The following is a 25,156-nucleotide window of genomic DNA, read 5'->3' as shown; positions in this document are numbered from 1 at the left end:
CCGCCGACGGCCTCGAGCAGCTCGTCGACCGACGGCCGGTCGTGCACCACGGGCTCCTCGGCCGGCACGGGACCGCACATCGCGTCCGCGACGACGGCGGGCTCGGTGAGGCCGAGCGTCAGCAGCGCGTCGTGCTCCGCCTCGGCGATCCGGCGACCCAGCACCGCCATCTCCACCGACCGCTCGGTGCCGCCGAGGTGTCGTTCGGCCTGGATCCGGCAGATCACCGCCCAACGCGCGCAGGCGAACGCCTCCCACCAGCGCACCGCCTCGGGGTCGGGGCGGGCCCCGGTCGCGGCCTCGTACCCGGCGAACAGCTCCTCGCGGGAGCCGTACCCGCCGACCTCCGGGGCGGCGCCGAACCGCCAGGCCCGCGCGCACACCCAGCCGAGGTCCTCCCGGGGGTCGCCGACGTGGGCGAGCTCCCAGTCGAGCACCGCCCGCACGCCGGTGTCGTCGACGAGCAGGTTCCCGTTGCGGAAGTCGCCGTGCACCAGCGCGGGCGGCACCGGGTCGGGGCGGGTCTCGGCGAGCCGGCGGAACACCAGCTCCATCGCGGGCCGGGGCTCACCGAAGGCGGCGTGGCTCTCGCGCAGCAGGGTGAGGGCGTCGGCGTGGTGCTCCAGCCGCGGCACCTCCGCGGGGTCGATCGCGTGGATGCGGCCGAGGATCTCGCCGAACTGCCGCGCCAGCAGCGGCCGGACCGCGGCCCACCGCTCGGAGCGCAGCAGCCGGGACGGCAGGGTCTCCCCCGCCAGCCGCTCCATCAGCAGGTAGGGGCTGCCGACGCCGTCCGACCCGTCGCCCGCGGCCAGCAGCTCCGGGATCGGGACGCCGGCGCGGGCGGCCGCGCCGAAGCACTCGGCCTCGCGCGCCATCCCCTCCGGCTGCGGGACCTCCGGCGGGTCGCGGCGCAGGATCAGCCCGCGCCCGCCGGCGTCGAACGACCAGGTCTCGCGGCTCGCCCCGGCCGACAGCCGGCCCAGGTCGGTGACCGGAACGCCCACCAGGCGTTCGAGCGCGGCGGCGAGCGAGTCGGGGACGACGGCCGTCATCGCCGGTACCGCACGGTGTCCAGCGCGATCTCCTGGTGCCGCACCACGATCTCGTCGGGGCCGAGCGGCCCGCCCGGCCGATACCAGGAGGCCACGCTGGTGCAGGCGGCGCTCACGAACCGCGCCGCGTCCGCGGGGTGCTCGGTGCCGAACACCCCGCGCCGCACCCCGTCGCGCACCACGCGGTCGAAGGTGCGCTGCTGGACGTCGCGCTTGGCCACCACGAGCGCCAGCGACCCCGGCTCGAGGGACCGCAGCTCGCTGTTGCCGAGCAGGCTCTCCCGCTGCGACTCCAGGTGCACCCGCACGTGCGCCCCGACGACGGCCCGCAGACGGTCGGCCGGGTCCTCGCCGGCGAGGTCGAGCGCCTCCTCGGTCGCGGCGATCAGCACGTCCAGCCCCCGGTCGAGCATCGTCGCGAGCAGGCCGTGCTTCGAGGTGAAATGGTGGTAGAGGACCGCCGGGCTGGTGCCCGCGGCCGCGGCGATGTCACGCACCGAGGTGCCGTGGTAGCCGTGCACGGACATGACCTCGACCGCCGCGGCGATCAGCGCGCCCGCCGTCGGTTCGTCGCCCGGCAGCACGAGCGTGGTGGGCGACAGCCCCTCCCCGGGGCTCCCGCGGCGCGCCCCGGCGGGGGCGGCCGGCTTCTCGGCGCTGACCATGCAACCCACCCTAACCGCTCTGAACGAGCGTTCAAAGCGCTGTTGACGAAGCTGGTGAGTCGTCCTACCGTGCGCTGAACGAGCGTTCGACGAGAGGTCGGACCCGAGCACCGACGGAGGTGCGATCCGCATGGCCGGTCCCTACGCGGGGTTGAAGGTCTTCGACCTCAGTCACGTGATCGCCGGGCCGTTCTGCACGCGCATGCTGGCCGACCTGGGCGCCGACGTGATCCGTGTCGAGCAGCCCACCGGCGACCTGATGCGGGCGCTGCCGGTGGCCGTCGGCGACCCGGAGGACCACGTCTCCAGCGCCTACGCCCAGTACAACACCGGCAAGCGGTCCATCGGCCTGGACCTCAAGGACCCGCGCGGGCTCGACCTGGCCCTGCGGCTCGCGGACTGGGCCGACGTCGTGGTCGAGAACTTCGCGCCCGGGGTCCTCGGCCGCCTCGGCCTCGGCTGGGACGTGCTGCACGCGCGCGACCCGCGCACGGTCCTCTGCTCGCTGTCCACCTTCGGCGCCGAGGGCCCCTACTCGCACCTGTCCGGGTTCGGGCTGGTCGCCGAGGCGTACTCGGGGCTGATGTCACTGACCGGCGAGGAGGGCGGGCCGCCGATGCACTTCGGGACCGCACTCGCCGACGTCAACTCGGCGGTGCACGCGCTGGCCGCGATCGGCGCCGCCCTGCACCACCGGTCCACGACCGGCGAGGGCAGCCACGTCGACATCTCGGCCTTCGACTCGCTCTTCGCCATGATCGACCAGCAGCCGGCCGCCGGCGCCTTCACCGGCGGCGCGGCGGTGCGGGGCAAGTACGGCAACCGGCACACCACGAGCGTGCCGTCGGGGGTCGCCAGCTGCGCCGACGGCACGCACCTCGCCTACGGGATGAGCGGCGACGTCTTCTTCGCCCGGCTCGTGCAGGCGATGGACGCGCCGGAGTTGCAGGACGAGTACGGCACCGTCGCCCGGCGCGTCGGGAACCCCGGGCCGCTCTACGACCGCATCGAGGCCTGGGCCGCCACCTGGCCGACCGCCGACGCGCTGGTGGAGCACCTCGTGGCGCACGGGCTGTCCGCCGCCCGGGTCCGGGGCGTGCGGGAGAACCTGGCCGACCCGCACCTCGTCGCCCGCGGCACGCTCAGCCCCGTGCAGCAGCCGGGCCACGGCGAGGTCCTGCTCCAGACCGCGCCCTACCGCTTCTCCGGGGCCGAGGTCCGCCCGGGGCGCCCCGTCGGACCTGTCGCCGCCGACACCGCCGAGGTCCTCGCCGACGTGCTCGGCCTCGACGACGCGGCCGTCACGGCCCTCTTCGACGACGGGGCCGTCCACGGCCCCCACGACACAGCGAAAGGAGCCCGATGACCGTCACGCTGGACCGGAACCCCGACGGCACGATCGCGACCCTGAGGTTCGCGAGTGACCACCCGATGAACGTCTTCACCGTCGACACGCTGGAGGCGCTGCGGAAGAAGGTGGCGGAGGTCGCCGCCGACCGCACCGTGCGCGTCCTCGTGCTCACCGGCAAGGACACCGTCTTCTCCGGCGGGGCCGACCTGGGCTACCTCGGTTCGCTCGACGACGACGAGTACAAGCACTACATCGCCACCGAGTACGCGCTGTTCGCCGAGGTGGAGGATCTACCGCTGATCACCGTCGCGGCGGTCGCGGGGCCCTGCGTCGGCAACGCGACGGAGCTCGCACTGGCCTGCGACTTCCGCATCTGCGCGACGGACGTCCGGATCGGCCTGCCGGAGATGAAGGTCGGGTTCGTCTCCCCGGCCCAGCGGCTCACCGCCTACGTCGGCCTCGGCAAGGCCAAGGAGCTGATCTACGGCGGCCGGCTGGTGCCCGCCGCGGAGGCGCTCGAGCTGGGCCTGGTCACCACGGTGGCGGACGACCTCGCCGCCGAGGTCGAGAAGGCGACGCAGCGGTACGCCGCGTACTCCGCCTACGCCCTGCCGCTCACCAAGCTGGGCATCCACCGCTGCTACGGCCTGGCCGGCGACGGACCCGGCCGGGCCTACGACGCCGAGGAGCAGGCCGCGGCGCTCGCCACCTTCCGCGGACCCGACTACGCCGAGGGCGCGGCGGCGGCGCTCGAGGGCCGCCGGCCCCGGTTCACCGCGCAGCGGCCCGCGTCGACCGACGAGATCCCGAAGGGCGAGTAGATGATCGTCGACTTCCTGGCGGGCGCCGTGCCCGACGAGGACGCGTTCACCCTCTCCGAGGCCGTCACGAACGGCCGGCTGCGGGGCTACGCCGAGCACTTCGGCGGCACCCTGAAGCCCGCCCGCACCCACGCCGAGGTCACCGAGCGCTGGCAGGCCGCGCGGGAGGCGGCCCGGGAGCGGGTGCCCTCCGAGGAGGACTTCCTGCGGATGCTCGCCGACGGCGGGATCGGCCTCGCCGGCGTCTACACGGAGTCCTTCGGCTCCCGGCTGGGGGTGCCCACCGCCGACAACGGCGTGGTCGCGGACTTCGTGAAGCGGCACTCCGACACGGTCGTCGGCTTCGGCGGGGTCGACCCGTGGGAGATCGACGCGGCCCGGACCGTCGACGAGGCGGTCGAGCTGGGGCTCTCCGGGGTCGTGCTCTCCCCGTTCAAGCAGCAGCTCCTGCCGGACGACCCGCGGATGGCCCGCGTCTACGGCCGCTGCGAGGCGCTCGGGGTCCCGGTCCTGCTGCACACCGGCATCAACTGGTCGCTCGACGCCGCCTACGACGTGGGACACCCGCGGTACATCGACGCCGTCGCCACGGCCTTCCCCGACCTCAAGGTCGTCGCACTGCACGCGGCGTGGCCGTGGGTCGAGGACATGATGATGGTGACCTGGCGGCACGAGAACGTGTACGTCGACCTGTCCGCCCACCGTCCGCGCACCTTCACGCGACCGAGCTCGGGCTGGGAGTCCCTGCTGCAGTTCGGTGACCGGCAGCTCGCCGACAAGGTCCTCTTCGCCTCCACCTGGACGCTGCTCGGCATCCCGCCCGCCGACCTGGTCGCCGAGGTCCGCGCGCTCCCGCTGAAGGACGACGTCGTGGACAAGTGGCTGGGCGGGAACGCCCTGCGTCTCCTCGGGAGGGAGTAGCGGTGCTGGTCTCCGACATCATCCGGAACAACGCCCGGGCGCGTGGCGGCTCCGTCGCGCTCGTCGTCGACGGCCGCGAGATCACCTACGCGGCCCTGCAGGAGCTCGTCGAGGAGACCGCAGGCGCCCTGACCGCCCGCGGGATCGGCTACGGCGACCGGGTCGCGGTGCTGGCGAAGAACAGCCTGGAGTACGTCCAGCTCTACTTCGCCACCGCCTCGCTCGGCGCGGTCCTGGTGCCGCTCAACTTCTGGCACCGCGGCGCCGAGCACGCCTACACGATCGGCGACTCCGAGCCCGCGCTGTGGTTCGTCGAGGCGCAGTACGACGAGGTGTCGCAGGAGGCCCGCGCGGCGCACCCGGACCTGCCGGTGCTGCGGATCCCCGGTCCGGAGGGCGATCGCGCCGACTGGGAGACCTTCAGCGCCGCCGCGGTCGACGTGCCGGCCGTGACGGTCGACGAGCGCGACCCGCACATGATCCTCTACACCTCGGGGACCACCGGGAAACCCAAGGGCGCCATGCTCTCCCACCGCCGCACCGTCGACGACGGGCTGGCGATGGCGGCCACGCTGCGGGTGCACGACCGCGACGTCTTCATGAACTACTTCCCGCCCTTCCACGTGGGCAACTGGGACCACATGAAGCCGTTCCTGGTCATGGGCGCGAAGGTCGTCCTGCTGCGCGAGTTCGATCCCGACGTGGTGCTGGACCTGCTCCCGCGGCACCGGGTCTCGGTGGTCCTCGGCGTGCCGACGATGCTCCACGCACTGATCACGCACGCGCGGTTCGCGGAGACGGACACCTCGTCGGTGCGGCTGCTCTACTACGGCGCCTACGACCCCAGCGGGATCATGGACCGCACCGCCGACGCGTTCGGTGCCCGCGAGGGCAAGGTGCAGTTCGCCCACACCTACGGCCTCACCGAGGGCGGCCCGTTCGTCACCTGGTGCCCGCCGGAGGACGTGTTCGACCGCTGGGGGTCGATCGGGCGGGCCATGCCCGGCGTCGACGTCGCCCTCCTCGACGACGACGGCAACGAGGTCCCGCCCGGCGAGCCCGGCGAGATCTGCGTCCGCGGCCCGCGGATGAGCGGGTACTGGCGCAACGAGGAGGCGTCGAAGACCGCGCTCGCCGGCGACCGGCTGCACACCGGCGACATCGCCGTGGCCGACGCGGACGGCTTCCTCACCATCGTCGACCGCAAGAAGGACATGATCCGCTCGGGCGGCCAGAACGTGTGGTCGAAGGAGGTCGAGGACTGCCTCGCGAAGCACCCCGGCGTCGCCGACGCGGCGGTGATCGGCCTGCCGGACCCGGTGTACGAGGAGCAGGTCGTCGCGGTCGTCGTGCCGAGCGGCGATTCGTCGGAGGCGCTCGCCGCCGAGCTGACGGCGTTCGTGAAGGAGCACCTGGCGGGCTACAACACGCCCAAGCAGGTCCACTTCGTCGACGAGTTCCCCCGCACCGCGGTCGGCAAGATCCAGAAGCACGCGCTCCGGGAGCGCTTCGGGAGCTGACCCACCCGCAAGCCGCGAGTCGGGAGCTCCGGCACCGCGAGTCGGGGGTTGCGGCACGGTGAGTCGGGCCGGTCGGCACACGCCGACGCGCCCCTGATCACCACGAACATGCGGCGGCGACGGTCCGCGCCGCCGTCACGACACCCCCACCGCGATCACCTGCCCGGGTCCCGGGCGGGTCCGCACCGTGCCCTCCCCACCGGTCGCCGGTGTGGTGCAGCGGCACCGCTCGGCACCTCGCACGACCGTCCCGCACGACCCCAGCGACGAACCAGGAGAGGCACCCATGACCGACCACGCCGAGCCGCCGTCCCCGGCTCCCGACACCCCGTCCGACCACGCGCGTCGGCGCGCCGCCGCCGTCACCGCGACACCCGCGTTCGCCCAGCTGGTCCACAGCCGCAACCGCTTCGCCGTCCCCGCGGCCGCGCTCGGCTTCGGCGCCTACCTGCTCGTCATCGTGCTGTCCGGCTTCACCCCGGTCCTCAACGGCAAGGCCGTGGGGCAGCTGAGCTGGACGTTCGTGCTCACCGCGCTGATCTTCCCGCTGGTCTGGCTGCTCTGCGGGCTCTACACCCGGCGGGCCGCGCAATGGGACGAGCTGGCGGACCGGGCGATCGCCGAGTCCGGCGTCGAGGCCCGCGCCACCGCCCCGACGGCCGAGAAGGGACTGTAGCGATGAGTGCCGACCCGATCACCATCGCGATCTTCGTCGCGGTCATCCTGCTCACCCTGGTCATCACGGCGTGGGCCGGGCGGCGCAACCGCGACGCGGGCTCGCACTACGTGGCGGGCGGGCAGATCACCGGCTGGCAGAACGGCCTGGCGATCTGCGGCGACCTCCTCTCCGCCTCGACCTTCCTCGGCGTGGCGGGCATCCTCGCGCTGCAGGGCGTGTACGGCTTCTACCTCGTCGCGGGCGGGCTCGTCGCCTTCCTGCTGGTCCTGCTGCTCGTGGCCGAGCCGCTGCGCAACCTGGGCCGCTACACGATCGCCGACGTGCTCTCGAGCCGCTTCCGCTCGAAGGGCGTGCGCGCGGTCATGGCCGTGAACACCCTGGTGGTCACGGTCTTCTACATGATCGCCCAGCTGGTCGGCGCGGGCGTGCTGATCAGCCTGCTGATCGACGTGCCGTACTGGGTCGCGGTGATCGTCGTCGGCGTGCTGATGGCCGTCTACATCACCGTCGGCGGCATGCTCGCCACCACGTGGATCCAGATCGTCAAGGCCGTCATGCTGCTCGCCGCGATGGCCCTGCTGGTGGTCCTGGTGCTCGCCCGGTTCGGCTGGAACCCGATGGCGCTGTTCCAGACGGTGTCCGAGGCCTCGCCGACGGACCTGTTCTCGCGGGCCACCGGCGTCGTCCCGGGGCTGGACCTGCTGTCGGTGGCCGTCGCGCAGGTGCTGGGGACCGCGGCCCTGCCGCACATCCTCATCCGGTTCTTCACCGTGCCCGACGCGAAGGTGGCCCGGAAGTCGATGAGCGTCGCGCTGTGGATCCTCGGCCTGGCGTTCCTCGCGATGCCGTTCATCGGCTACGGCGCGGCGGCGATCGTCGGGCAGGCGCAGGTAGCGGCGGCGAACAAGGCCGGGAACCTGGCCGCGCCGCAGCTGGCCGAGACGCTCGGCGGGCCCGTGCTGTTCGCGGTGATCTCCGCGGTCGCGTTCGCGACGATCCTCGCGGTCGTCGCCGGCCTCGTGATCGCGGGCTCCGGGGCGGTCGCGCACGACATCTACAGCTCCCTCGTCCGCAAGGGCAAGGCGTCCGACGCCGAGCAGGTCAAGGCGGGCCGGATCGCGGCGGTGGCCATCGCCGCCGTCTCGATCGTCCTCGCCCTGGGCGCACAGAACACCAACATCGCGCTCCTGGCGCTGATGGCGGTCGTGGTCGCGGCCAGCGCGAACGTGCCGGTGCTCGTGCTGCTGCTGTTCTGGCGGCGGCTGAACACCACCGGCGTGATCGTCGGCGTCGTGGCCGGGCTGGTCAGCTCGGTCGTCCTGGTGCTCGTCGGGCCCGGCGTGATGGGGACAGCGGCGCTCTACCCGCTCTCCTACCCCACGCTCGTGTCGGTGCCGATCGGCTTCCTCGGCTGCTGGCTGGGGACGATCCTCAGCCGGCCGCGCGTCGAGGCGGAGGCGCCGTACGACGAGATGCACGTCCAGGCGATGACCGGGCGCGCGGTCGTCTGACCTGCTGCTCCGGGGCCCGCTCGAGATCTCCGACGCCTTCTCGGGCGGGCTCCGGATTGAGGACAGGATCTGACCGGAGTGGTCCGTAGCGTTCTCCCCGTCACCACGAACGACGAGAGGCGGACGCCATGACCACCACCGAGATCCCCACCCTGACCGGCGAGAAGGCGGACCTGCTCGGGACGCTCGCCCAGCACCGGTTCCTGTTCCGGTACACCGTCCAGGGGCTGTCCGACGAGCAGGCGGCGCTGACCCCGACCGCGAGCGAGCTGTGCCTCGGCGGGCTGGTCAAGCACGTGGCGTACGGCGAGCAGAGCTGGATCACCTTCGTGCTGGAGGGCCACTCGGCGATGTCGTTCACGGAGGAGAGCCTCGTCGAGCACGCGAACACGTTCCGGATGCTCCCCGGCGAGACCCTGGAGGGCCTGCTCGCCGACTACGAGCGGATCGCGGAGCGGACCGAGGCCGTGGTCGCCGCGCTGCCCTCGCTCGACCTCTCCCACCCGCTGCCCGAGGCGCCGTGGTTCACCGACGCGGCCTGGTCGGCGCGCCGCGTCCTCACGCACATCATCGCCGAGACGGCCCAGCACGCCGGGCACGCGGACATCCTGCGCGAGACGATCGACGGCCAGAAGTCCATGGGCTGACCGGCCCGCGGTGCGCCGCCGGGCCGGGCGGGCGCCGGTCCGGCGGGCGCGCGACTGTCGGTGGGCGCTGGTCTAATGCGGACCGTGCTGCTCCACCACGTCGTCCGGACCTCGGCCGCGGTCGGCGCCACCCGCTCCCGCAAGGAGAAGTCGGCGGCGCTGGCCGCGCTGCTGAACCTGGCCGGGCCGGAGGAGGTCGCCCCGGCCACGGCCTGGCTCGCCGGTGAGCCCCGGCAGGGGCGGATCGGCACCGGCTGGCGCACCCTGTCGGGCCTGGCCGGTGCGCCCGCCGCGGCGCCGACGCTCGGCGTCGCCCAGGTCGACGCGCTGCTCACCGAGCTGGCCGGCACGTCCGGCGCGGGCTCGGCCCGGCGCCGCCGCGAGCTGCTGGAGTCGCTCTTCGCCGCGGCGACCGAGGAGGAGCAGGCCTTCCTCGTCCGGCTGCTCACCGGGGAGCTGCGGCAGGGGGCGCTGGAGGGCGTGATGCTCGACGCGATCGCCGCGGCCGCCGAGGTCCCGGCGGCGGTGGTGCGGCGGGCGTTCATGCTCTCCGGCCGGTTGCCGGAGACCGCCGCGCTGGCGCTCGCCGAGGGCGCTGCCGGCCTGGAGGCGGTCCGGCTGGAGGTCGGGCGCCCGGTGCGGCCGATGCTCGCCAGCCCCGGTTCATCGCTCGACGCCGCGCTCGAGTCGCTGGGCGAGGAGGTCACCGTCGAGTACAAGCTCGACGGCGCACGCATCCAGGTGCATCGCTCGGGTGACGAGGTGCGGGTGTGGACGCGGACGCTGCGCGAGGTCACCGACGGGGTGCCGGAGCTGGTCGCCCGGGTGCGGGAGCTGCCGTGCCGCAGCGCGGTGCTCGACGGCGAGACCCTCGCGCTCGACGACGACGGCCGCCCCGGGAAGTTCCAGGACACCATGTCGCGCTTCGGGTCCGAGGCGTCCGAGGCGTCCGAGGCGTCCGAGGAGGTCCTGCTCAGCCCGTTCTTCTTCGACCTGCTGCACCTCGACGGCCGGGACCTGCTGGACGAGCCGCTCGCCGCCCGGCTCGACGCGCTCGCCGGCCTCCTCGCCGAGCCGGCGCAGGAGCCGCTGCGCATGCCGGGCGTGCGGCGGCCGACGCCGGCGGAGGCCGCCGACGTGCTCGACGGCGCGCTGTCGGCCGGGCACGAGGGCGTCGTCGTCAAGGCGCTCGACGCCCCGTACGCGGCCGGGCGGCGCGGGAAGAGCTGGCAGAAGGTCAAACCGGTGCACACGCTCGACCTCGTGGTGCTCGGCGCGGAGTGGGGGTACGGCCGGCGCACCGGAACGCTGTCCAACATCCACCTCGGCGCGCGCGACCCCGACGGCGGCCCGCCCATCATGGTCGGGAAGACCTTCAAGGGCATGACGGACGAGCTGCTCGCCTGGCAGACGAAGGAGTTCCCGGGCCACGCGGTGCACGACGACGGGCACGTGGTCGAGATGCGCCCCGAGCTCGTCGTCGAGATCGCCCTGGACGGAGCGCAGCGCAGCGTCCGCTACCCCGGCGGCGTGGCCCTCCGCTTCGCCCGGGTCCTGCGCTACCGCCCGGACAAGACCCCCGCCGAGGCGGACACGATCGACGCGGTCCGCGCGCTCCTGTAACCGGCCCGGGCACGACTCCCCAGAGGAGTTGGCCCTCCCACGACCGGGCCCACCGGCCGCGTCGTCCCGCAGACGGGTGTCGGTAGCCTCGCCGGCTCACGGCCGTGCCCACTCACGCCCCGGTCGCTTCCGCGATCGGCACGTCCCACGACCGCCCACGACGGCGGCCGGGTTGAGAGGTGCGCCATGACCGTCACGCTGACCCGGGCCGATGGTTCCCGCGAGCAGCTGTCCGACGAGGTCCTCGACGAGCTGGACGCCGCCCTGCGCGGGCCCCTGGTGCCCGGCGGCGACACCGGTGTGCCCGAGCCGTGCCCGGAGTGGAACGCGATGTACGGCGGCCGGGCGGGGTTGACGGTGCGCTGCACCGGTACCGCGGACGTCGTCGAGGCGGTGCGCTTCGCCCGCACGCGCGGACTGCTGGCCGGGGTCCGTGGCGGCGGCCACTCGGTCGCGGGGCTGTCGAGCAATCCCGACGGCCTGCTGATCGACCTGTCGGCCATGCGCGGGGTGCTGGTCGACCCGGAGCGCAGGCTGGCCCGGGTGCAGGGCGGGGCGCTCCTCGGCGACGTGGACCGGGAGACCCAGGCTTTCGGCCTGGCGACGCCGCTGGGGCGCGTGTCGGAGACCGGGGTCGCCGGGCTGACGCTGGGTGGCGGCTACGGACACCTCAACGCGAAGTACGGGCTGTCGTGCGACAACCTCGTCGAGGCGCAGGTCGTGTGCGCCGACGGCAGCGTCCGGACCGCATCGGAGACCGACGACCCGGATCTGCTCTGGGCGCTCCGGGGCGGGGGCGGCAACTTCGGCGTCGTCACGTCCTTCACCTTCCGGCTGCACCCGGTCGGCCCGGTCGTCGCGTTCGCCGGCGTGATGTACCCGCTCGAGGACCTGGGCGCGATCGAGCGCGGCTGGCGCGAGTACGCCGACGCCGCGCCGGACGAGGTCACCACCGTGATGGTGACGATGACGTTCCCGGCGGCGCCCGGCATGCCCGAGGTCGTCCACGACCGGCCCGTCGCGATCGCCGTCGCGGTGCACTGCGGACCCGACCCGGCCGAGGGGATGCGGGTGCTGCAGCCGCTGCGCGAGCTGGGCACGCCCGTGTTCGACATGTCCCAGCCGATGCCGTACACGGCGATCCAGTCCTCGCTCGACCCCTTGTTCCCCCGCGGCGTGCTCCGGGCCTACTGGAAGTCCCAGTACCTCGACGAGCTCACCGACGACGCGATCGACGCCCTCGCCCGCCGGGCCCTGGACCGGCCGGCTCCGAACACGTTGGTCAACACGTTCCGCCTGGGCGGCGCCGTGCACGCCGTGGACCCGGAGGCGACCGCCTTCGCCGAGCGGACCTCGCCCTACATGGTGTCCTTCGACACCACGTGGACCGACCCGGGCCAGGACGAGGCCGCCGTCGCCTGGTGCCGCTCGGCGTTCGAGGAGATGACGAAGTACGGCAACGGCCGGGTGTTCCTCAACTTCACCGGTCTGCAGGACGAGCCCCTGCAGGCCGGCACGGACACCGCCTACGGCCGCAACCTGCGCCGCCTGGGACGGATCAAGGCCGCCCTCGACCCGGACAACGTCTTCCAGCTCAACAACAACATCGTCCCCACCCCGGGCTGACACCAGGACGGAGCGGCGGGCCGGCGTCGGGAAGGGTCAGCGGGCCCAGTCCGTCTCCGGTCCCACGGCGTCGGCGCGGAAACGCAGGGCGGGATCGAGGTAGCGGACCTCGGCCGGGGCGTACAGCGCCTCGACGCCGGCGCGGATGCCCGGGTAGGCGGTGGCGTAGGCCTCGATCTCGACGTCGGAGGCGGGGATGCCGGCCTCCTGCAGCAGGGCACGGACGGTGTCGATGTCGGACACGCGCTTCTCCTCTCGGGTGGGTCAGGCCGCTGCCGGCGCGCCGGCCGTGGCCAGGGCGGGGACCTTCAGGTGGTGGTCGGTGGCCGTCTGGAACGCGGCGCCGGCGCGGAGCAGGGTCGCCTCCTCGAACGGCCGGCCGGCGATCTGCAGGGAGAGCGGCATACCGCCCGCCGTCTGCCCCATCGGCAGCGCGAGCACGGGGTTGCCGACCGAGTCCCAGTAGCCGGTGTGGATGTGGGTGAAGAGATCCATGACGTCGGCGGTCCCGTCGAGATAGTCCTGCAGGGCCGGGGCGCCGACGGAGAGCGTCGGGCAGACCACGACGTCGATCTCGGCGAAGAGCCGCCCGAGCGCGAGCTGCCCGGCCCGGCGCATCCGCTGGGCCTGCACGTAGTCGGCGCCCGAGACCATCGCGCCCTGGGCGATCATCGCGCGGGTGGCGGTGAAGTAGTCGTCCCAGCGCGTGGTCATGTCCGTGCGGTGGTAGGCGAGCGCCTCGCACGCCATGGTGACGATGTCGGCGGTCATCATCTCGGCGCGATAGGGCAGCGCGACCTCGACGGTCGTGGCGCCGGACGCCTCGAGCTGCGCCACCGCGGCGTCGAACGCCCCGGCCAGCGCAGGGTCGGCCCCCGCTGGGAAGTGTCCCTCCCGCACCACGCCGATCCGGAGGCCGGCGAGATCGCCGCCGAGCTCGGGCGCGGTGAACGGGGCGTCGACGCAGTCGGGGTCGCTGGCGTGGGGCCCGGCGATCACGGCGAGGACGGCGGCACAGTCCGCGGCCGAGCGGGCCATCGGTCCGATGTGGTCGAGGCTGTAGCCCAGCGGCACGCAGCCGGACTTGGGCACGCGCCCGAAGGTCGGCATCAGGCCGGTGATCCCGCACAGCGCCGCCGGGATGCGGATGCTGCCGGCGGTGTCGGTGCCGAGCCCGGCCAGGAACATGCCCGCCGCCACGCCCGAGCCCGTGCCCGAGCTGGACCCGCCCGGCCAGGTCTGCAGGTCCCACGGGTTGCGGGGCACCGGGAACGGCTTCGCCGGGTCGGGCATGCCGCAGGCGAACTCCATCGTGGTCGTCTTGCCGGTGATCACCGCGCCGGCCGCCTTCAGCCGGGCGACGACGGGGGCGTCCTTGTTCTCGCCCCAGGTCCGGTCGAGCACGAGCGACTGGGCGGTCGTCGGGCCCTCGGCCATCGCGAGGATGTCCTTGACGCCGAACGGGATCCCGTGCAGCGGCCCGCGGTCGTGCCCGGCCGCGAGCTCGGCGTCGGCGCGGTCGGCGGCCGCGCGTGCATGGTCGTCGAAGCGGGCCAGGTAGGTGCCGACCCGGGCGTCGAGCCGGTCGGCGGTCGCGATCGCAGCCTCGGTCAGGGCGCGGCTGGTGGTGGTGCCGGCCCGCAGGGCGGCAGCGGCCTCGGTCAGAGTGGTCACGAGGGTCCTCCAGGTGGAAGGGAGAAGCGCAGGTCAGAGCAGGTCGGACGCGGTGGCCCGGGAGACGAACCGGAAGCGGTCCGCGCGGATGCGCAGGAAGGCCACGTCGATCACGCGGCCGGAGGGGTCGGCGATGGTCTGCTCCATCGCCAGCAGCGGGAAGCCCGGGGCGACACCGAGCAGCTCGGCCGCCATCGGGTCGGCGGCGACGCAGTCGATCACGAACTCCGACTCGCCGAGGACCACCCCGGCGTCGGCCATGAGCTGGTACCAGTGGCCGTGGAACGGCGTCGCGAGCAGCCGTTCCGCCTCCGGGTAGACCATGTAGTTCGTGGCGACGGCGGTCGGGAGGCCCTCGCTCATCGCGACGTACTCGAGCCGCAGGACGGGCGTCCCGACGTCGACACCGAGCGACGCGGCCAGCGTGGCCGGCGCCGGGACCGTCGAGCGGTCGAGGATCCGGGGCGGGGTGGTGAAGGCGTACATGGCGCCGCCGCGGGTGACACCCAGCGCCTCGTCCATCTCGGTGCGCGGCGGGTCGACCATCACGTGGGTGCCGACGCCGGGCAGCCGCTCGATGAGGCCCTCCGCCCGGAGCATCCCGAGCGCCTCGCGAACGGTCGCGCGGGTGGCGCCGTAGGCCGACATGAGCGCGGTCTCCGACGGCAGCGCGCCGTCGCGGAACCGGTCCGCGAGCAGCGCGGAGCGCAGCAGGTCGCGGAGTCGCCGCACGTCCTGCCCGCGGCGGTCACCCGCTCGTCGGGAGGCCGGCACGCTCACGTGTCCGGACGGTACGAACGCGGCGTTGCCTCCGGGTGGCGCCCACGTCACCGCCGCGTTGCTCACGCCGGTACCGCGGCGACGTCGACAGCCCGATCCCCGAGGAGAGCGGAGCCGAGGTCGGCGGCGCTCGCGATCGTCGCGAAGCCGCACTCGCCCATCACCTCGACGCCGGCCTCGTGCAGCCGCGGGGTCTGGGCGGCGCAGGCATCGGCGAGCAGCGTGACCCGGTAGTCACGCATGTAGGCGGCGCGGACCGTCGACTCCACGCAGATGTTCGTGACGACCCCGCAGACGTACAGCTGGTCCACGCCGAGCCCGCGCAGCAGCGGGTCGAGCGAGGTCCAGAGGAAGGCGTCGAAGCGGCACTTGTCGACGGTGAGGTCGGCGGGCGTCCAGCCGAGGTCGTCGACGACCTCGGCGTCCCAGGTGCCGGCGAGCAGCCCGTCGATCCCGGCCAGCTCGCCCCCGCGGTACAGGTTGGGGCCCTCGTCGGCGCGGCCGGGCCGGTAGAGGTGCCGGGTGAAGACGACGGGGGTGCCGGCCTCCCGGGCGGCGCGGACCGCGACGGCCGCGTTCCCGACGGCGGCCTCCGCCCCGGCCAGGCCCATTCCGATCCGCGGGACCGAGCCCTCGGGCCGGCAGAAGCCGTTCTGGACGTCGACGACGACGAGTGCGCCGGTCATGTGGTTCCCTCCGAGACGATGGCGGCCGCCGGGACCCGGACCTCGGGCATGCCGAGGTCCGTGGTGCGGCCCGGCAACCAGGCGTGCGGCTTGCAGGAGTCGTGGCAGGCGCCCTCGGTGGAACAGCAGAGCGAGCAGATGGCGCCGTCGTGGAACGGGCAGGTGGCCATGTCGATCAGCTCGTACGTGCCCTTGCAGCGCACGCACGTCGCCTCGGTCGCGCCCTCCGGGAACTCGCTGGTCCGTGCGGTGTAGAAGCGGCCCTTGGTGGCCAGCGCGAGCACCGGCGGGAGGACGAGCGCCAGCACCAGCGACACGAACGGGGCGAGCGCGGCCATCGTCGCGCCGAAGGCCCCGAAGTAGGCGGCGAGGGAGACGGCGGCGGCGACCACCATCGAGCCGAAGCCGACCGGGTTGACGTTGAACAGGTGCGCGCGCCGGAACTCGACGTGCCGCGGACCGATCCTCAACCAGCGCTTGTTGATCACGAGGTCGGCGACCATCGCGCCGATCCAGGCGATGCCGACGTTGGCGTACACGTTCAGGACCGTCACGATGTTGTCGAAGATGTCGAGCTCCATGAGCACCAACGACAGCGCCACCTGGAAGACGACCCACACCGCGCGGCCCGGGTGGCGGTGCAGGAGGCGGGAGAAGAAGTTCGACCACGACAGCGAGCCGCTGTACGTGTTCATGATGTTGATCTTGATCTGGGACAGCAGGACCAGGACGCCCGCGAGCACCAGCGCGACCGTGTGGTTCCCGGTCAGCCGCTCGTAGACGACCGTGAACAGGTCGACCGGCAGGGCGACCTGGTCCGCCGGGGCCTGGGCGTCGGCGTACCCGACCAGCAGGGTCGAGGCGAAGAAGATGACCATCGCGAACAGCGCGAACCCCGGCCCGCCCATGAGCACCGCGGCCCGCCAGCGGCCGCGCCGGCCCGGCTCGGGGTCCGGCATGAGGCGCAGGTAGTCGCCCTGCTCGCCGACCTGCGTGGCCAACGACAGGTTCGCCGCGGCGATCACGAAGATCGCGACGAAGCTCAGCCCCACCGCCGAGGCGGTGCCGCCCTGCGGCTGCGGGTCCACCATGTGCGCCCCGGCGTCGGGGGCGGTCGCCGCGGTGACCACCGCGACGCCGATCAGCGCGACCCAGATCGGCCAGGTCCAGGCCTGGAACTTCGAGCTGAAGCTCATCCCGTAGAGCGTCAGCGGGATCATCACCACGGCGACGACCACGTAGGACACGTGGATGTCCAGGCCGGTCAGCGCGGTCACCGCCTGCGCCATGATCGCGCCCTCGTACGCCAGGAAGATCAGCGTGTACGTGGCGTAGACCAGGCTCGTGACGGTCGACCCGAGGTAGCCGAAGCCGGAGCCGCGGGTGAGCAGGTCGATGTCGATGTGCTTCCGTGCGATGGCGAACGCGATGACGATGGTGAGCGGCAGTGTCACCACGCTCGCGATGGCGAAGCCCCACACCGAGTTGGCGAAGCCGAACTCGTTGACGAACGCCGCGTCGAGGGCGTAGCCGGCCATCGCCGACAGCCCGACGAGGCACGACAGGAAGACCATCCACGGCGACCAGCTGCGGAACGAACTGGGTGTGTACCGCAGCGAGTAGTCCTCCATCTGCGGGTTGTCGGCGACTTTCACTTCACGGCCTCCCGGGTTCCGAGGTGTGCGCCGAGAAGCTAGGAAGCCGCGATTGCCTCCCGATGACGTGCCGCGTTGCGCCGGGTTGCGCCGTCCCACGGTCCGCCAGGTGATGCTGACCTGCGGTTTCGCCGACCAAGATCGGCGTGACGCCGGAGCGGCTGCCGATCTGCCGCAGAGATCTCGCCCGCTCCGGCGGCGCGCGGACGATCCGCCCGCTACCCTTGGCTCTCCGTGCGCTTCATCGACGGGCACCGGCCCACCTCGGACCTCACCTACGACGACGTCTTCCTCGTCCCCGGGCGGTCCTCCGTCGCCTCCCGCTTCGACGTCGACCTGACCACCGCGGACGGCACGGGCGCCACGGTGCCGGTCGTCGCGGCCAACATGACCGCAGTCGCGGGCCGCCGGATGGCGGAGACGCTGGCCCGTCGCGGCGCGCTGACCGTCCTGCCGCAGGACGTGGCGCCCGAGGCGGTCGGCGAGATCGTCGCCTGGATCAAGTCCCGGCACCCCGTGTGGGACACCCCGCTCGTGCTGCGCACCGGCGACGCGGTGGCCGACGCGCTCAACCTGCTGCCGAAGCGCGCGCACGGCACCGTCGTGGTGGTCGACGACGGCGGGCGGCCGGTCGGCACGGTCGACGAGGCCGCGTGCTCGGGCGTCGACCGCTTCACCCGGCTCGCCGACGTCCTCGACGGGTCGCCGGTCATGCTCCCGCTCGGCACCGCGCCGCGGGAGATCTTCGAGACGCTCGGCGGGCGCGGCGTCGCCCTCGGCCTCGACGACGACGGCCGCCTCGCCGGCCTGCTCACCGCGCTCGGCGCGATCCGGGCCGGCATCTACACGCCCACCCTCGACAGGCACGGCCGGCTGCGCACGGCGGCGGCGATCGGCATCAACGGCGACGTCCCGACCAAGGCCAAGGCGCTGCTCGAGGCCGGGGTGGACGTCCTCGTCGTCGATACCGCGCACGGGCACCAGGACAAGATGATCGACGCGCTGAAGGCGGTCCGGGCCGTGGTCCGCGACTCCGGGCTGTCGGTCCCGATCGCCGCGGGCAACGTCGTCACCGCCGAGGGCGTGCACGACCTGGCCGAGGCCGGCGCGGACGTGATCAAGGTCGGGGTCGGTCCGGGTGCCATGTGCACCACGCGGATGATGACCGGCGTCGGGCGCCCGCAGTTCTCCTCGCTGCTCGAGTGCGCCGCGGCCGGTCGCGAGCACGGCGTGGCGATCTGGGCGGACGGCGGGGTGCGCTTCCCGCGGGACGTCGCGCTGGCCCTCGCCGCCGGCGCCGCGTCCGTGATGATCGGCTCCTGGCTCGCCGGCACCTACGAGTCCCCCGGAGACCTGCAGCGCGACGAGAACGGCCGCCCGTACAAGGAGTCCTTCGGCATGGCGTCGAAGCGCGCGGTGAGCGCGCGGACCCGCGGCGACGGCGACTTCGACCGGGCGCGCAAGGGCCTGTTCGAGGAGGGCATCTCCAGCTCGCGGCAGCTGCTCGACCCGGCCCGACCCGGCGTCGAGGACCTGCTCGACGGCATCTGCTCCGGCGTCCGCTCCGCCTGCACCTACGCCGGCGCCCGCTCCCTCGCCGAGCTCCACGAACGCGCCGTCGTCGGTATCCAGACCTCGGCCGGATTCACCGAGGGCACCCCCCACGGCCTGTGACGGCCCCGGGCACGATCGGTCACGGACGGGCCGAGATGCCCTAGCCGCGCCCGCGCCGGCTGCCTATCGTCGCTCGCCAGGCCCTGCGGGCCGCCGGCAAGGGGGGTCGTCGTTGCGCGCACGGGGGATCGGGTGGTCGGTGGCCGCCCTCGTCGCGGTGCTCGCACTGGTCGGCGCCTGCACGACCGGCTCGGGGGCGCGGCCGGCCGCCCCGGCCACGGGGGCCCCGACCTCGGCCGCCGCCCCCGCCGCGCTCCCGCCCGGTGCCGTGCCCGGCGCCGAGTGGCGGATCACCCGCCCCGGGCCGGAGCACGCCGTCGAGGGCTTCGCGGACCGCACCTCCGTCCACCCCGGCGACCCCGTGCGCCTGTTCGTCTCGACGACGGCCGCCCGGTACACGGTCACGGCCTTCCGGATGGGCGACTACCCGCCCACGGGCGCGGCCCGGGTCTGGGTGTCCGCGCCGCAGCCGGGACGGCGCCAGGCCGACCCGGTCGTGCAGGCCCCGCGGAACACGGTGGTGGCGCCGTGGAGCCCCACGCTGACGGTCGACACCGTGGGTTGGCCGCCGGGCGACTACCTCCTCCGGCTCGACGCGGACAACGGCGCGGACAACGGCGCGGACGCCGACCAGGCCGCCCAGCAGTTCGTCCCGCTGACGCTCGCCACCCCGGACAACACCGGCCGGCTCGTCGTGGTCAACGCCGTGACGACCTGGCAGGCCTACAACCGGTGGGGCGGGTACAGCCTGTACGCCGCGGGCACCGGGCGGTTCGCCGACCGCTCGCGCGCCGTCTCCTTCGACCGGCCCTACCAGGCGAAGGACATGCAGGGCGCCGGCGACTTCCTCATCTTCGAGCTGCCGTTCGTGCAGTTCGCCGAGCGGTCCGGGCTCCCGCTCGGCTACGCCACCGACGTCGACCTCCACGCCGATCCCCACCTGCTCGACGGCGCCCGAGCGGTGATCACGCTCGGTCACGACGAGTACTGGTCCACGGCGATGCGCGCGGCGGCGACCGCCGCCCGCGACCGCGGGGTGAACCTCGCCTTCCTCGGCGGCAACGAGATCTACCGGCACATCCGGTTCGAGGACAGCGCCCTCGGGCCGGAACGGGTCGAGGTGGGCTACAAGTCCTTCGCGGAGGATCCGGCGAGCCGCACCGATCCGCTCGAGGCGACGCCGCAGTGGCGGGACCCGCCCCACCCGCGGCCGGAGAGCGTCCTGCTCGGCAACTTCTACCAGTGCAACCCCGCGCAGGCCGATCTCGTCGTCGCCGACGCCGGGAGCTGGCTGCTCGCGGGCCTGGTGCGGGACGGCCAGCGGCTGCCCGGCCTCGTCGGCAACGAGTACGAGCGCGTCGACCTGCGGGTGCCCACCCCGCGGCCGATCGAGGTGCTGTTCCACTCGCCGGTGACCTGCCGCGGCCGGCCGGACTTCGCCGACGCGACCTGGTACTCCGTGCCGAGCGGCGCAGGGGTGTTCTCCGCGGGGACCCAGTACTGGATCTGCGGGCTCGACCCGGCCTGCCGCGGCGGGACCAGCGCCCCGGTGGTCGGCGCGATCACCACGCGGCTGCTGACCGCCTTCGCCGCGGGGCCGGCCGGCGCCGCGCACCCCGCCGAGGACAACCTCGTCGCTCTCGGCATCGAGCACTCCTGACCGTCGGACGGGGCCCGACACGCCGACGGCGCCCCACCCGCGGGGGTGGGGCGCCGTCGGGCGTGACTCAGTTGCCGGGGCCCTCCAGCATCTCGGTCACGAGGGCGGCGATGGGGCTGCGCTCGGAGCGGGTGAGGGTCACGTGGGCGAAGAGGGGGTGGCCCTTCAGCTTCTCGATCACCGCGGCGATGCCGTCGTGGCGGCCCACCCGGAGGTTGTCGCGCTGGGCGACGTCGTGGGTGAGGACCACGCGCGAGGCGGTGCCGAGCCGGGAGAGCACCGTCAGGAGCACGTTGCGCTCCAGCGACTGCGCCTCGTCGACGATCACGAAGGTGTCGTGCAGCGACCGGCCGCGGATGTGGGTGAGCGGCAGGACCTCCAGCATCCCGCGGGCGATCACCTCGTCGAGCACGTTCTGGCTGACCAGCGCGCCGAGGGTGTCGAACACCGCCTGGGCCCAGGGGCCCATCTTCTCCGCCTCGCTGCCGGGCAGGTACCCGAGCTCCTGCCCGCCGACGGCGTAGAGCGGCCGGAACACCACGATCTTGCGGTGCTGCTGGCGCTCCATGACGGCCTCGAGGCCGGCGAGCAGCGCGAGCGCCGACTTGCCCGTGCCGGCCCGGCCGCCGAGGGAGACGATGCCGACCTCCGGGTCGAGCAGGAGATCGAGCGCGACCCGCTGCTCCGCGGAGCGCCCGTGGAGCCCGAAGGCCTCGCGGTCGCCGCGGACGAGCTTGATCTGCTTGTCGGGCGTGACCCGGCCCAACGCCGCCGACGTGCCGCCGAGCAGGCGGATGCCGGTGTGGCAGGGGAGCTCGCCCGCCTCGGCGTGGTCCAGCACGCCGTCCCGGAAGAGGGTGTCGATCTCCTCCGGGGCGACCTCGACGTCCGCCATCCCGGTCCAGCCGGAGGGGACGACGTCCTGGCCGTGGTACTCGTCGGCGGGGAGTCCGACGGCCGCGGCCTTGACCCGGAGCGGCATGTCCTTGGTGACCAGCACGACCTGCCGCCCGGCCCCGTACTCCGCCTGCAGGTTGAGCGCGCAGGCGAGGATCCGGCTGTCGTTGCTGTCCGTGCGGAAGCCGCTCGGCAGCACCGACTGGTCGCTGTGGTTCAGCTCGACGTGGAGCGTGCCGCCGGCGTCCCCGATCGGGACGGGCGCGTCGAGCCGGCCGTGCTTGATCCGCATGTCGTCGAGCTGCCGCAAGGCCGCCCGCGCGAACCACCCCAGTTCGGGGTGGTGCCGCTTGCCCTCGAGTTCGGAGATGACCACGAGCGGGAGGACGACCTGGTGCTCGTCGAACCGGGTCAGCGACCACGGGTCGGAGAGGAGGACCGAGGTGTCGAGCACGTAGCAGCGGGGCGTGACGTCCATGGGGACGTCGGAGCCGCTCTCCTGAACCGGGGCCGTACGACGTTCGGTCACGGGTGCTCCCTCGCGGGCGCGGCACCACGCCCACATTTCCGGTGGGCCGGCCGACCCTGGTGCGGTTGTGACAGCCACGTCAGCGACGCCGCCGGCACGCCCGCGAGGGCCGGGTGCCGGCCCCCTCGGGTGCTTTGCAACACCACGTCCAGGGCCTCCCCGAGCGGTGCGATCGGGACGCACCGCCACGGATGACGCTACTAGCGGTCACCCTGATGCGGTCAAGGGTGACTTCGTGTCGCGAAGGTCGCCGATCCCGAGAATTAACAGAACGGCCGACCACTCATCGCGTGATCGACACCGTCCGTCGCGGGTGCACCCCGGTCGGCCGCCGACCGTCCGGACCAGTCCGCGGCCGCCGGTGAGGCCAGTACCGCGGGCGTGACGGGCCGGTCGAGCGCCCGACGGAACCGCGCGAGGTCACCTGCCCACCAGGCCCGCACCAGTGGGTATCCGACGACGTAGGTCACGGTGTAGGCCCGCCAGCGGGGGTCGGTGAGGAACCGCAGGGCACGGTCGGCCCGGGCCCCGTCGAGCAGCAGCCACCGGCGCAGGTGGTCCCGGGCCGCTGCCGGACCTGCCCGCTCGACGAGGAGCGCCGCGTCGAGCCGGACGTGCTGCAACGGCAGCATGGCCTCCTCCAGCGCCTCGGCCAGCTCACCGTCCGTGACGACGCCCACCCCGGCCAGCACCTCGGCCGCCCACGGGCCCCATCCCGGCCCGACGACGGCGTCGAGCCCGAGGTCCGCCACCCCTTCGACCACGAGCGCGCGCGGGCTGCGGGTGAGGCTCAGCGCCCGCTCGGGCTCCGACCGGGCCGTGGCGGCGCGTCGCAGGTGCTCGACGTGGTGGCCCGGGTAGGTCTCGTGCGCGACCAGCCGGGCGAGCTGCCCCGCCCGCTGGGGCGCGTCGGTGCTGAACCGGGCAAGCGAGCGGCCCCGTCCGAGGTGGCGGGTGAACCCGCTCCACGGCCGCCCCTCGACGAGCTCGATCTCGACCTCCTCCCCCGCCGGCAGGTCGAGGAGCGCGGCGGTCCGCTGCCGCAGGGCGGCGACCAGGGCGCGGATCGCCGGACCGCGGAGCCCGCCGGGCAGCTCGTCCCGCGCGCGGTAGGCGGCCAGCCGGTCGGCGAGGGGGGCCCGCCCGGGCAACAGGGCGTCGAGGGCCCGGTGCGCCGCCCGGTACCGGTCCGGGTCGCCGGGGGCGACGTCGACGCCGTAGGTCTCCCGGATCTCGGTGCGCAGCGCCACCTGCTCGCCCGCGAGGCCCCGCGCCGTCCGCTCGAGGGCCCGCAACTCGCCGTCCAGGAAGGTCTCCCGCACCGGCGGGAGCCCGAGGTACGGGAGCGCGCGGCGCAGCCGTACCGCCTCGCGGACGAGCACCGAGGGCACCGGAACGGCGTCCGCGCGGGCGTGGCGGCGCAACGCGGGATCACCGTCGAAGGCCTCCACGGTGCCCGGCGCGAGGCGGTCCAGCCGCAGTGCCACCAGCGCGACCTCGCGCGCCACCGCGTCCGCCTTCACGGCCTCCTCCGCATCAGCGGGACGCTACCCGCCGGACACCCGTCCGGCCCCTCCTCCACGATCGGGAGGACAACCCTCCCGAACGGGTGGCGCGGCTACCCACCGTTCCGGGGAACCGCCCGAAAGCGCCACGCCGCCGGCGTCGAATTCCGCCTATCCAGGGAATAACCAAACGCACAGTTCGTAGCTCACACGATAGTGGCACGAGATTTGGTGTATTGACGCGGCTGCGGATAGCTTTCGAGGCAGTCAGCGCGGGCTCCCCGGTCGGACGCTGACCTGAAAGGTGCCGGCTCGCCGGTTCCGCAGACCTACAGGAGAGAAACTGTGCTGAAGAAGGCTGGAATCGTCGCGACCGGCGTCGCCGCCTCTCTCGTCGCCGTCAGCCCGCTCGCCTTCGCCGGTGACAAGGGCCACGACCACGACAAGGGCGACAAGGGCCACCACGGCTCGTCGGTCACCGGCATCGACAAGTCGGGCAAGGGCCTGCTGAACGTGTCGGGCAACAATGTGAACGTCCCGGTCCAGGTCTGCAACAACGACGTCCCGGTGAACGCCGGCGTCGGCGCCATCCAGGGCAACGCCAAGGACATCACCGGTGCGCTGACCGGCGCCCTGGGCCTGTTCGGCAAGGCCAAGGCCGACACCGACGTGCACACCGACTCGGACCGCTCCTGCGGCCTCGACGCCTTCGCCGGCGACAAGGTCGGCTGACCGTTCCGTCAGCTCTTCCGCTGCAGGAGGCCGGCCCGGTTCCCGGGCCGGCCTCCTGGCTTTCCGCCTCCGGTCCGATTTCATCCGATCGAGGTAGTAACTCCCGAGGGAAACGCGATCCGACACGATCGTGGTACCGATTTCGCGATTCGCGGAAGCGCCCGATAAATTGATCGTCAGTCGGTGCGGGCTCCCCGGTCGGGCACCGACTCGAGAAGTCCGGGCCTTCCCCGGGCCCGTACACACACAGGAGAAGAAATGCTGAAGAAGGTCGCCCTGGTCGCCGCCGCCTCGGCCGCGTCCGTCGTCGCCATCAGCCCGCTCGCGTTCGCCCACGAGTCGCACGAGACCGGCATCGACAAGTCGGGCAAGGGCCTGATCAACCTCTCCGGCAACAACGCCAACGTGCCGGTCCAGGCCTGCAACAACGACGTCCCGGTCAACGCCGGCGCGCTGGTCGGCCAGGCCAACCTCAAGGACATCACCGGTGTCGCCACCGGCGCCCTCGGCATCGCCGGCAACGCCAAGGCCAAGAGCGACGTCCACACCGACTCCGACCGCTCCTGCGGTATCAAGTCGGGCGCCGGCGACAAGGTCAGCTGACCTCCCGGTCTCGAACGACAGGACGCCGGCCCGGTTCCTCCGGGCCGGCGTCCTGTCTTTTCCGGGACTTCTGCGATGCGGTGGCGCAGAACTCATCCGATCGAGGGAGTAACCCTGCCGAGAAACGCGATCCGACACGATCGTGGTACGGATTTCGCGATTCACCGATTCCTCGGATAGCGTCATCCGCAGTCGGTGCGGGCTCCCCGGTCGGACACCGACTCGAGAAGTCCGGGCCTTCCCCGGGCCCGTACACACACAGGAGAAGAAATGCTGAAGAAGGTCGCCCTGGTCGCCGCCGCCTCGGCCGCGTCCGTCGTCGCCATCAGCCCGCTCGCGTTC

Annotated in this window: 22 protein-coding genes; 13 read left to right on the top strand and 9 right to left on the bottom strand. The window is 73.4% G+C overall.

The genetic code is table 11. The features are described 5' to 3' along the window. The coding region (locus tag LWC35_RS35770) for a phosphotransferase family protein (protein ID WP_232874941.1) at nt 1–1,055 on the bottom strand (1,055 nt) is incomplete at its 3' end. Further along, complete coding sequence (locus LWC35_RS35765) at nt 1,052–1,720, bottom strand: TetR-type transcription factor C-terminal domain-containing protein (protein ID WP_232874940.1); 669 nt, start codon at nt 1,718–1,720, stop codon at nt 1,052–1,054. The genes LWC35_RS35765 and LWC35_RS35770, both read right to left, overlap by 4 nt. 130 nt (nt 1,721–1,850) lie before the next feature. Between LWC35_RS35765 and LWC35_RS35760 the strand changes: the two genes are divergently transcribed. The 9 genes from LWC35_RS35760 (at nt 1,851) to LWC35_RS35720 (ending at nt 12,419) form a co-directional block, all read left to right on the top strand. Beyond that, a complete protein-coding gene (locus LWC35_RS35760; protein ID WP_232874939.1) occupies nt 1,851–3,086 on the top strand; it encodes a CaiB/BaiF CoA transferase family protein in 1,236 nt (411 codons plus the stop codon). Continuing rightward, a complete protein-coding gene (locus LWC35_RS35755; protein WP_232874938.1) occupies nt 3,083–3,892 on the top strand; it encodes an enoyl-CoA hydratase/isomerase family protein in 810 nt (269 codons plus the stop codon). The genes LWC35_RS35760 and LWC35_RS35755 overlap by 4 nt, the downstream gene beginning before the upstream one ends. Beyond that, entirely contained in the window at nt 3,893–4,813 is a 921-nt protein-coding gene (locus tag LWC35_RS35750) for an amidohydrolase family protein (protein WP_232874937.1), read from the top strand. Between the two features lie 2 nt (nt 4,814–4,815). Then, on the top strand, nt 4,816–6,333 hold the full coding sequence (locus LWC35_RS35745) for a class I adenylate-forming enzyme family protein (RefSeq protein WP_232874936.1): 1,518 nt from the start codon (nt 4,816–4,818) through the stop codon (nt 6,331–6,333). A 286-nt stretch (nt 6,334–6,619) separates the two neighbouring features. Next, on the top strand, nt 6,620–7,009 hold the full coding sequence (locus LWC35_RS35740; RefSeq protein ID WP_232874935.1) for a DUF485 domain-containing protein: 390 nt from the start codon (nt 6,620–6,622) through the stop codon (nt 7,007–7,009). A gap of 2 nt (nt 7,010–7,011) precedes the next feature. Next, nucleotides 7,012–8,523, top strand: coding sequence for a solute symporter family protein (locus LWC35_RS35735; protein WP_232874934.1), 1,512 nt, complete (start codon nt 7,012–7,014; stop codon nt 8,521–8,523). A gap of 128 nt (nt 8,524–8,651) precedes the next feature. After that, entirely contained in the window at nt 8,652–9,170 is a 519-nt protein-coding gene (locus LWC35_RS35730) for a DinB family protein (RefSeq protein ID WP_232874933.1), read from the top strand. Between the two features lie 75 nt (nt 9,171–9,245). Continuing rightward, nucleotides 9,246–10,793, top strand: coding sequence for an ATP-dependent DNA ligase (locus tag LWC35_RS35725; RefSeq protein WP_232874932.1), 1,548 nt, complete (start codon nt 9,246–9,248; stop codon nt 10,791–10,793). 186 nt (nt 10,794–10,979) lie between these two features. Then, entirely contained in the window at nt 10,980–12,419 is a 1,440-nt protein-coding gene (locus tag LWC35_RS35720; protein ID WP_232874931.1) for an FAD-binding oxidoreductase, read from the top strand. Nucleotides 12,420–12,455: 36 nt separating this feature from the next. Here the strand turns inward: LWC35_RS35720 and LWC35_RS35715 are convergent, their stop codons facing one another. The 5 genes from LWC35_RS35715 to LWC35_RS35695 form a co-directional block, all read right to left on the bottom strand. Then, a complete protein-coding gene (locus LWC35_RS35715) occupies nt 12,456–12,662 on the bottom strand; it encodes a hypothetical protein (RefSeq protein WP_232874930.1) in 207 nt (68 codons plus the stop codon). Nucleotides 12,663–12,683: 21 nt separating this feature from the next. After that, on the bottom strand, nt 12,684–14,093 hold the full coding sequence (locus LWC35_RS35710) for an amidase (RefSeq protein WP_232874929.1): 1,410 nt from the start codon (nt 14,091–14,093) through the stop codon (nt 12,684–12,686). Between the two features lie 33 nt (nt 14,094–14,126). Next, nucleotides 14,127–14,873: a GntR family transcriptional regulator gene (locus tag LWC35_RS35705; protein WP_232874928.1), complete on the bottom strand. Its 747-nt coding sequence runs from the start codon at nt 14,871–14,873 to the stop codon at nt 14,127–14,129. Between the two features lie 62 nt (nt 14,874–14,935). Beyond that, nucleotides 14,936–15,559, bottom strand: coding sequence for a cysteine hydrolase family protein (locus LWC35_RS35700; protein ID WP_232874927.1), 624 nt, complete (start codon nt 15,557–15,559; stop codon nt 14,936–14,938). After that, entirely contained in the window at nt 15,556–17,214 is a 1,659-nt protein-coding gene (locus LWC35_RS35695; protein WP_232874926.1) for a purine-cytosine permease family protein, read from the bottom strand. Before LWC35_RS35695 ends, LWC35_RS35700 begins: the two co-directional genes overlap by 4 nt. Before the next feature lie 234 nt (nt 17,215–17,448). Here LWC35_RS35695 and LWC35_RS35690 point away from each other — a divergent pair, with 234 nt between their 5' ends. After that, nucleotides 17,449–18,888, top strand: a complete 1,440-nt coding sequence (locus LWC35_RS35690) for a GuaB1 family IMP dehydrogenase-related protein (protein WP_232874925.1) — start codon at nt 17,449–17,451, stop codon at nt 18,886–18,888. Nucleotides 18,889–19,027: 139 nt separating this feature from the next. Further along, the gene (locus tag LWC35_RS35685) at nt 19,028–20,548 is read left to right on the top strand and encodes a N,N-dimethylformamidase beta subunit family domain-containing protein (RefSeq protein WP_232874924.1); all 1,521 of its coding nucleotides are present in this window, start codon (nt 19,028–19,030) and stop codon (nt 20,546–20,548) included. Between the two features lie 67 nt (nt 20,549–20,615). On the opposite strand, the gene phoH2 is transcribed toward LWC35_RS35685, so the two are convergent. Both phoH2 and LWC35_RS35675 read right to left on the bottom strand, forming a co-directional pair. After that, the gene (gene phoH2, locus LWC35_RS35680) at nt 20,616–21,923 is read right to left on the bottom strand and encodes an RNA 5'-3' helicase PhoH2 (RefSeq protein ID WP_232874942.1); all 1,308 of its coding nucleotides are present in this window, start codon (nt 21,921–21,923) and stop codon (nt 20,616–20,618) included. A 314-nt stretch (nt 21,924–22,237) separates the two neighbouring features. Continuing rightward, nucleotides 22,238–23,497 (bottom strand): DUF885 domain-containing protein, encoded by a 1,260-nt coding sequence (locus LWC35_RS35675; protein ID WP_232874923.1) that lies wholly within the window; start codon nt 23,495–23,497, stop codon nt 22,238–22,240. A 327-nt stretch (nt 23,498–23,824) separates the two neighbouring features. Between LWC35_RS35675 and LWC35_RS35670 the strand changes: the two genes are divergently transcribed. Both LWC35_RS35670 and LWC35_RS35665 read left to right on the top strand, forming a co-directional pair. Next, a complete protein-coding gene (locus tag LWC35_RS35670) occupies nt 23,825–24,211 on the top strand; it encodes a hypothetical protein (protein ID WP_232874922.1) in 387 nt (128 codons plus the stop codon). Nucleotides 24,212–24,469: 258 nt separating this feature from the next. Further along, nucleotides 24,470–24,814, top strand: coding sequence for a hypothetical protein (locus LWC35_RS35665; RefSeq protein WP_232874921.1), 345 nt, complete (start codon nt 24,470–24,472; stop codon nt 24,812–24,814). The last annotated feature ends 342 nt before the right edge of the window (nt 24,815–25,156 follow it).

Origin of the sequence: Pseudonocardia kujensis, assembly GCF_021283305.1 — a bacterium.
Taxonomy (GTDB): domain Bacteria; phylum Actinomycetota; class Actinomycetes; order Mycobacteriales; family Pseudonocardiaceae; genus Pseudonocardia; species Pseudonocardia kujensis.
This window is presented reverse-complemented; position numbering and strand designations above follow the sequence as displayed.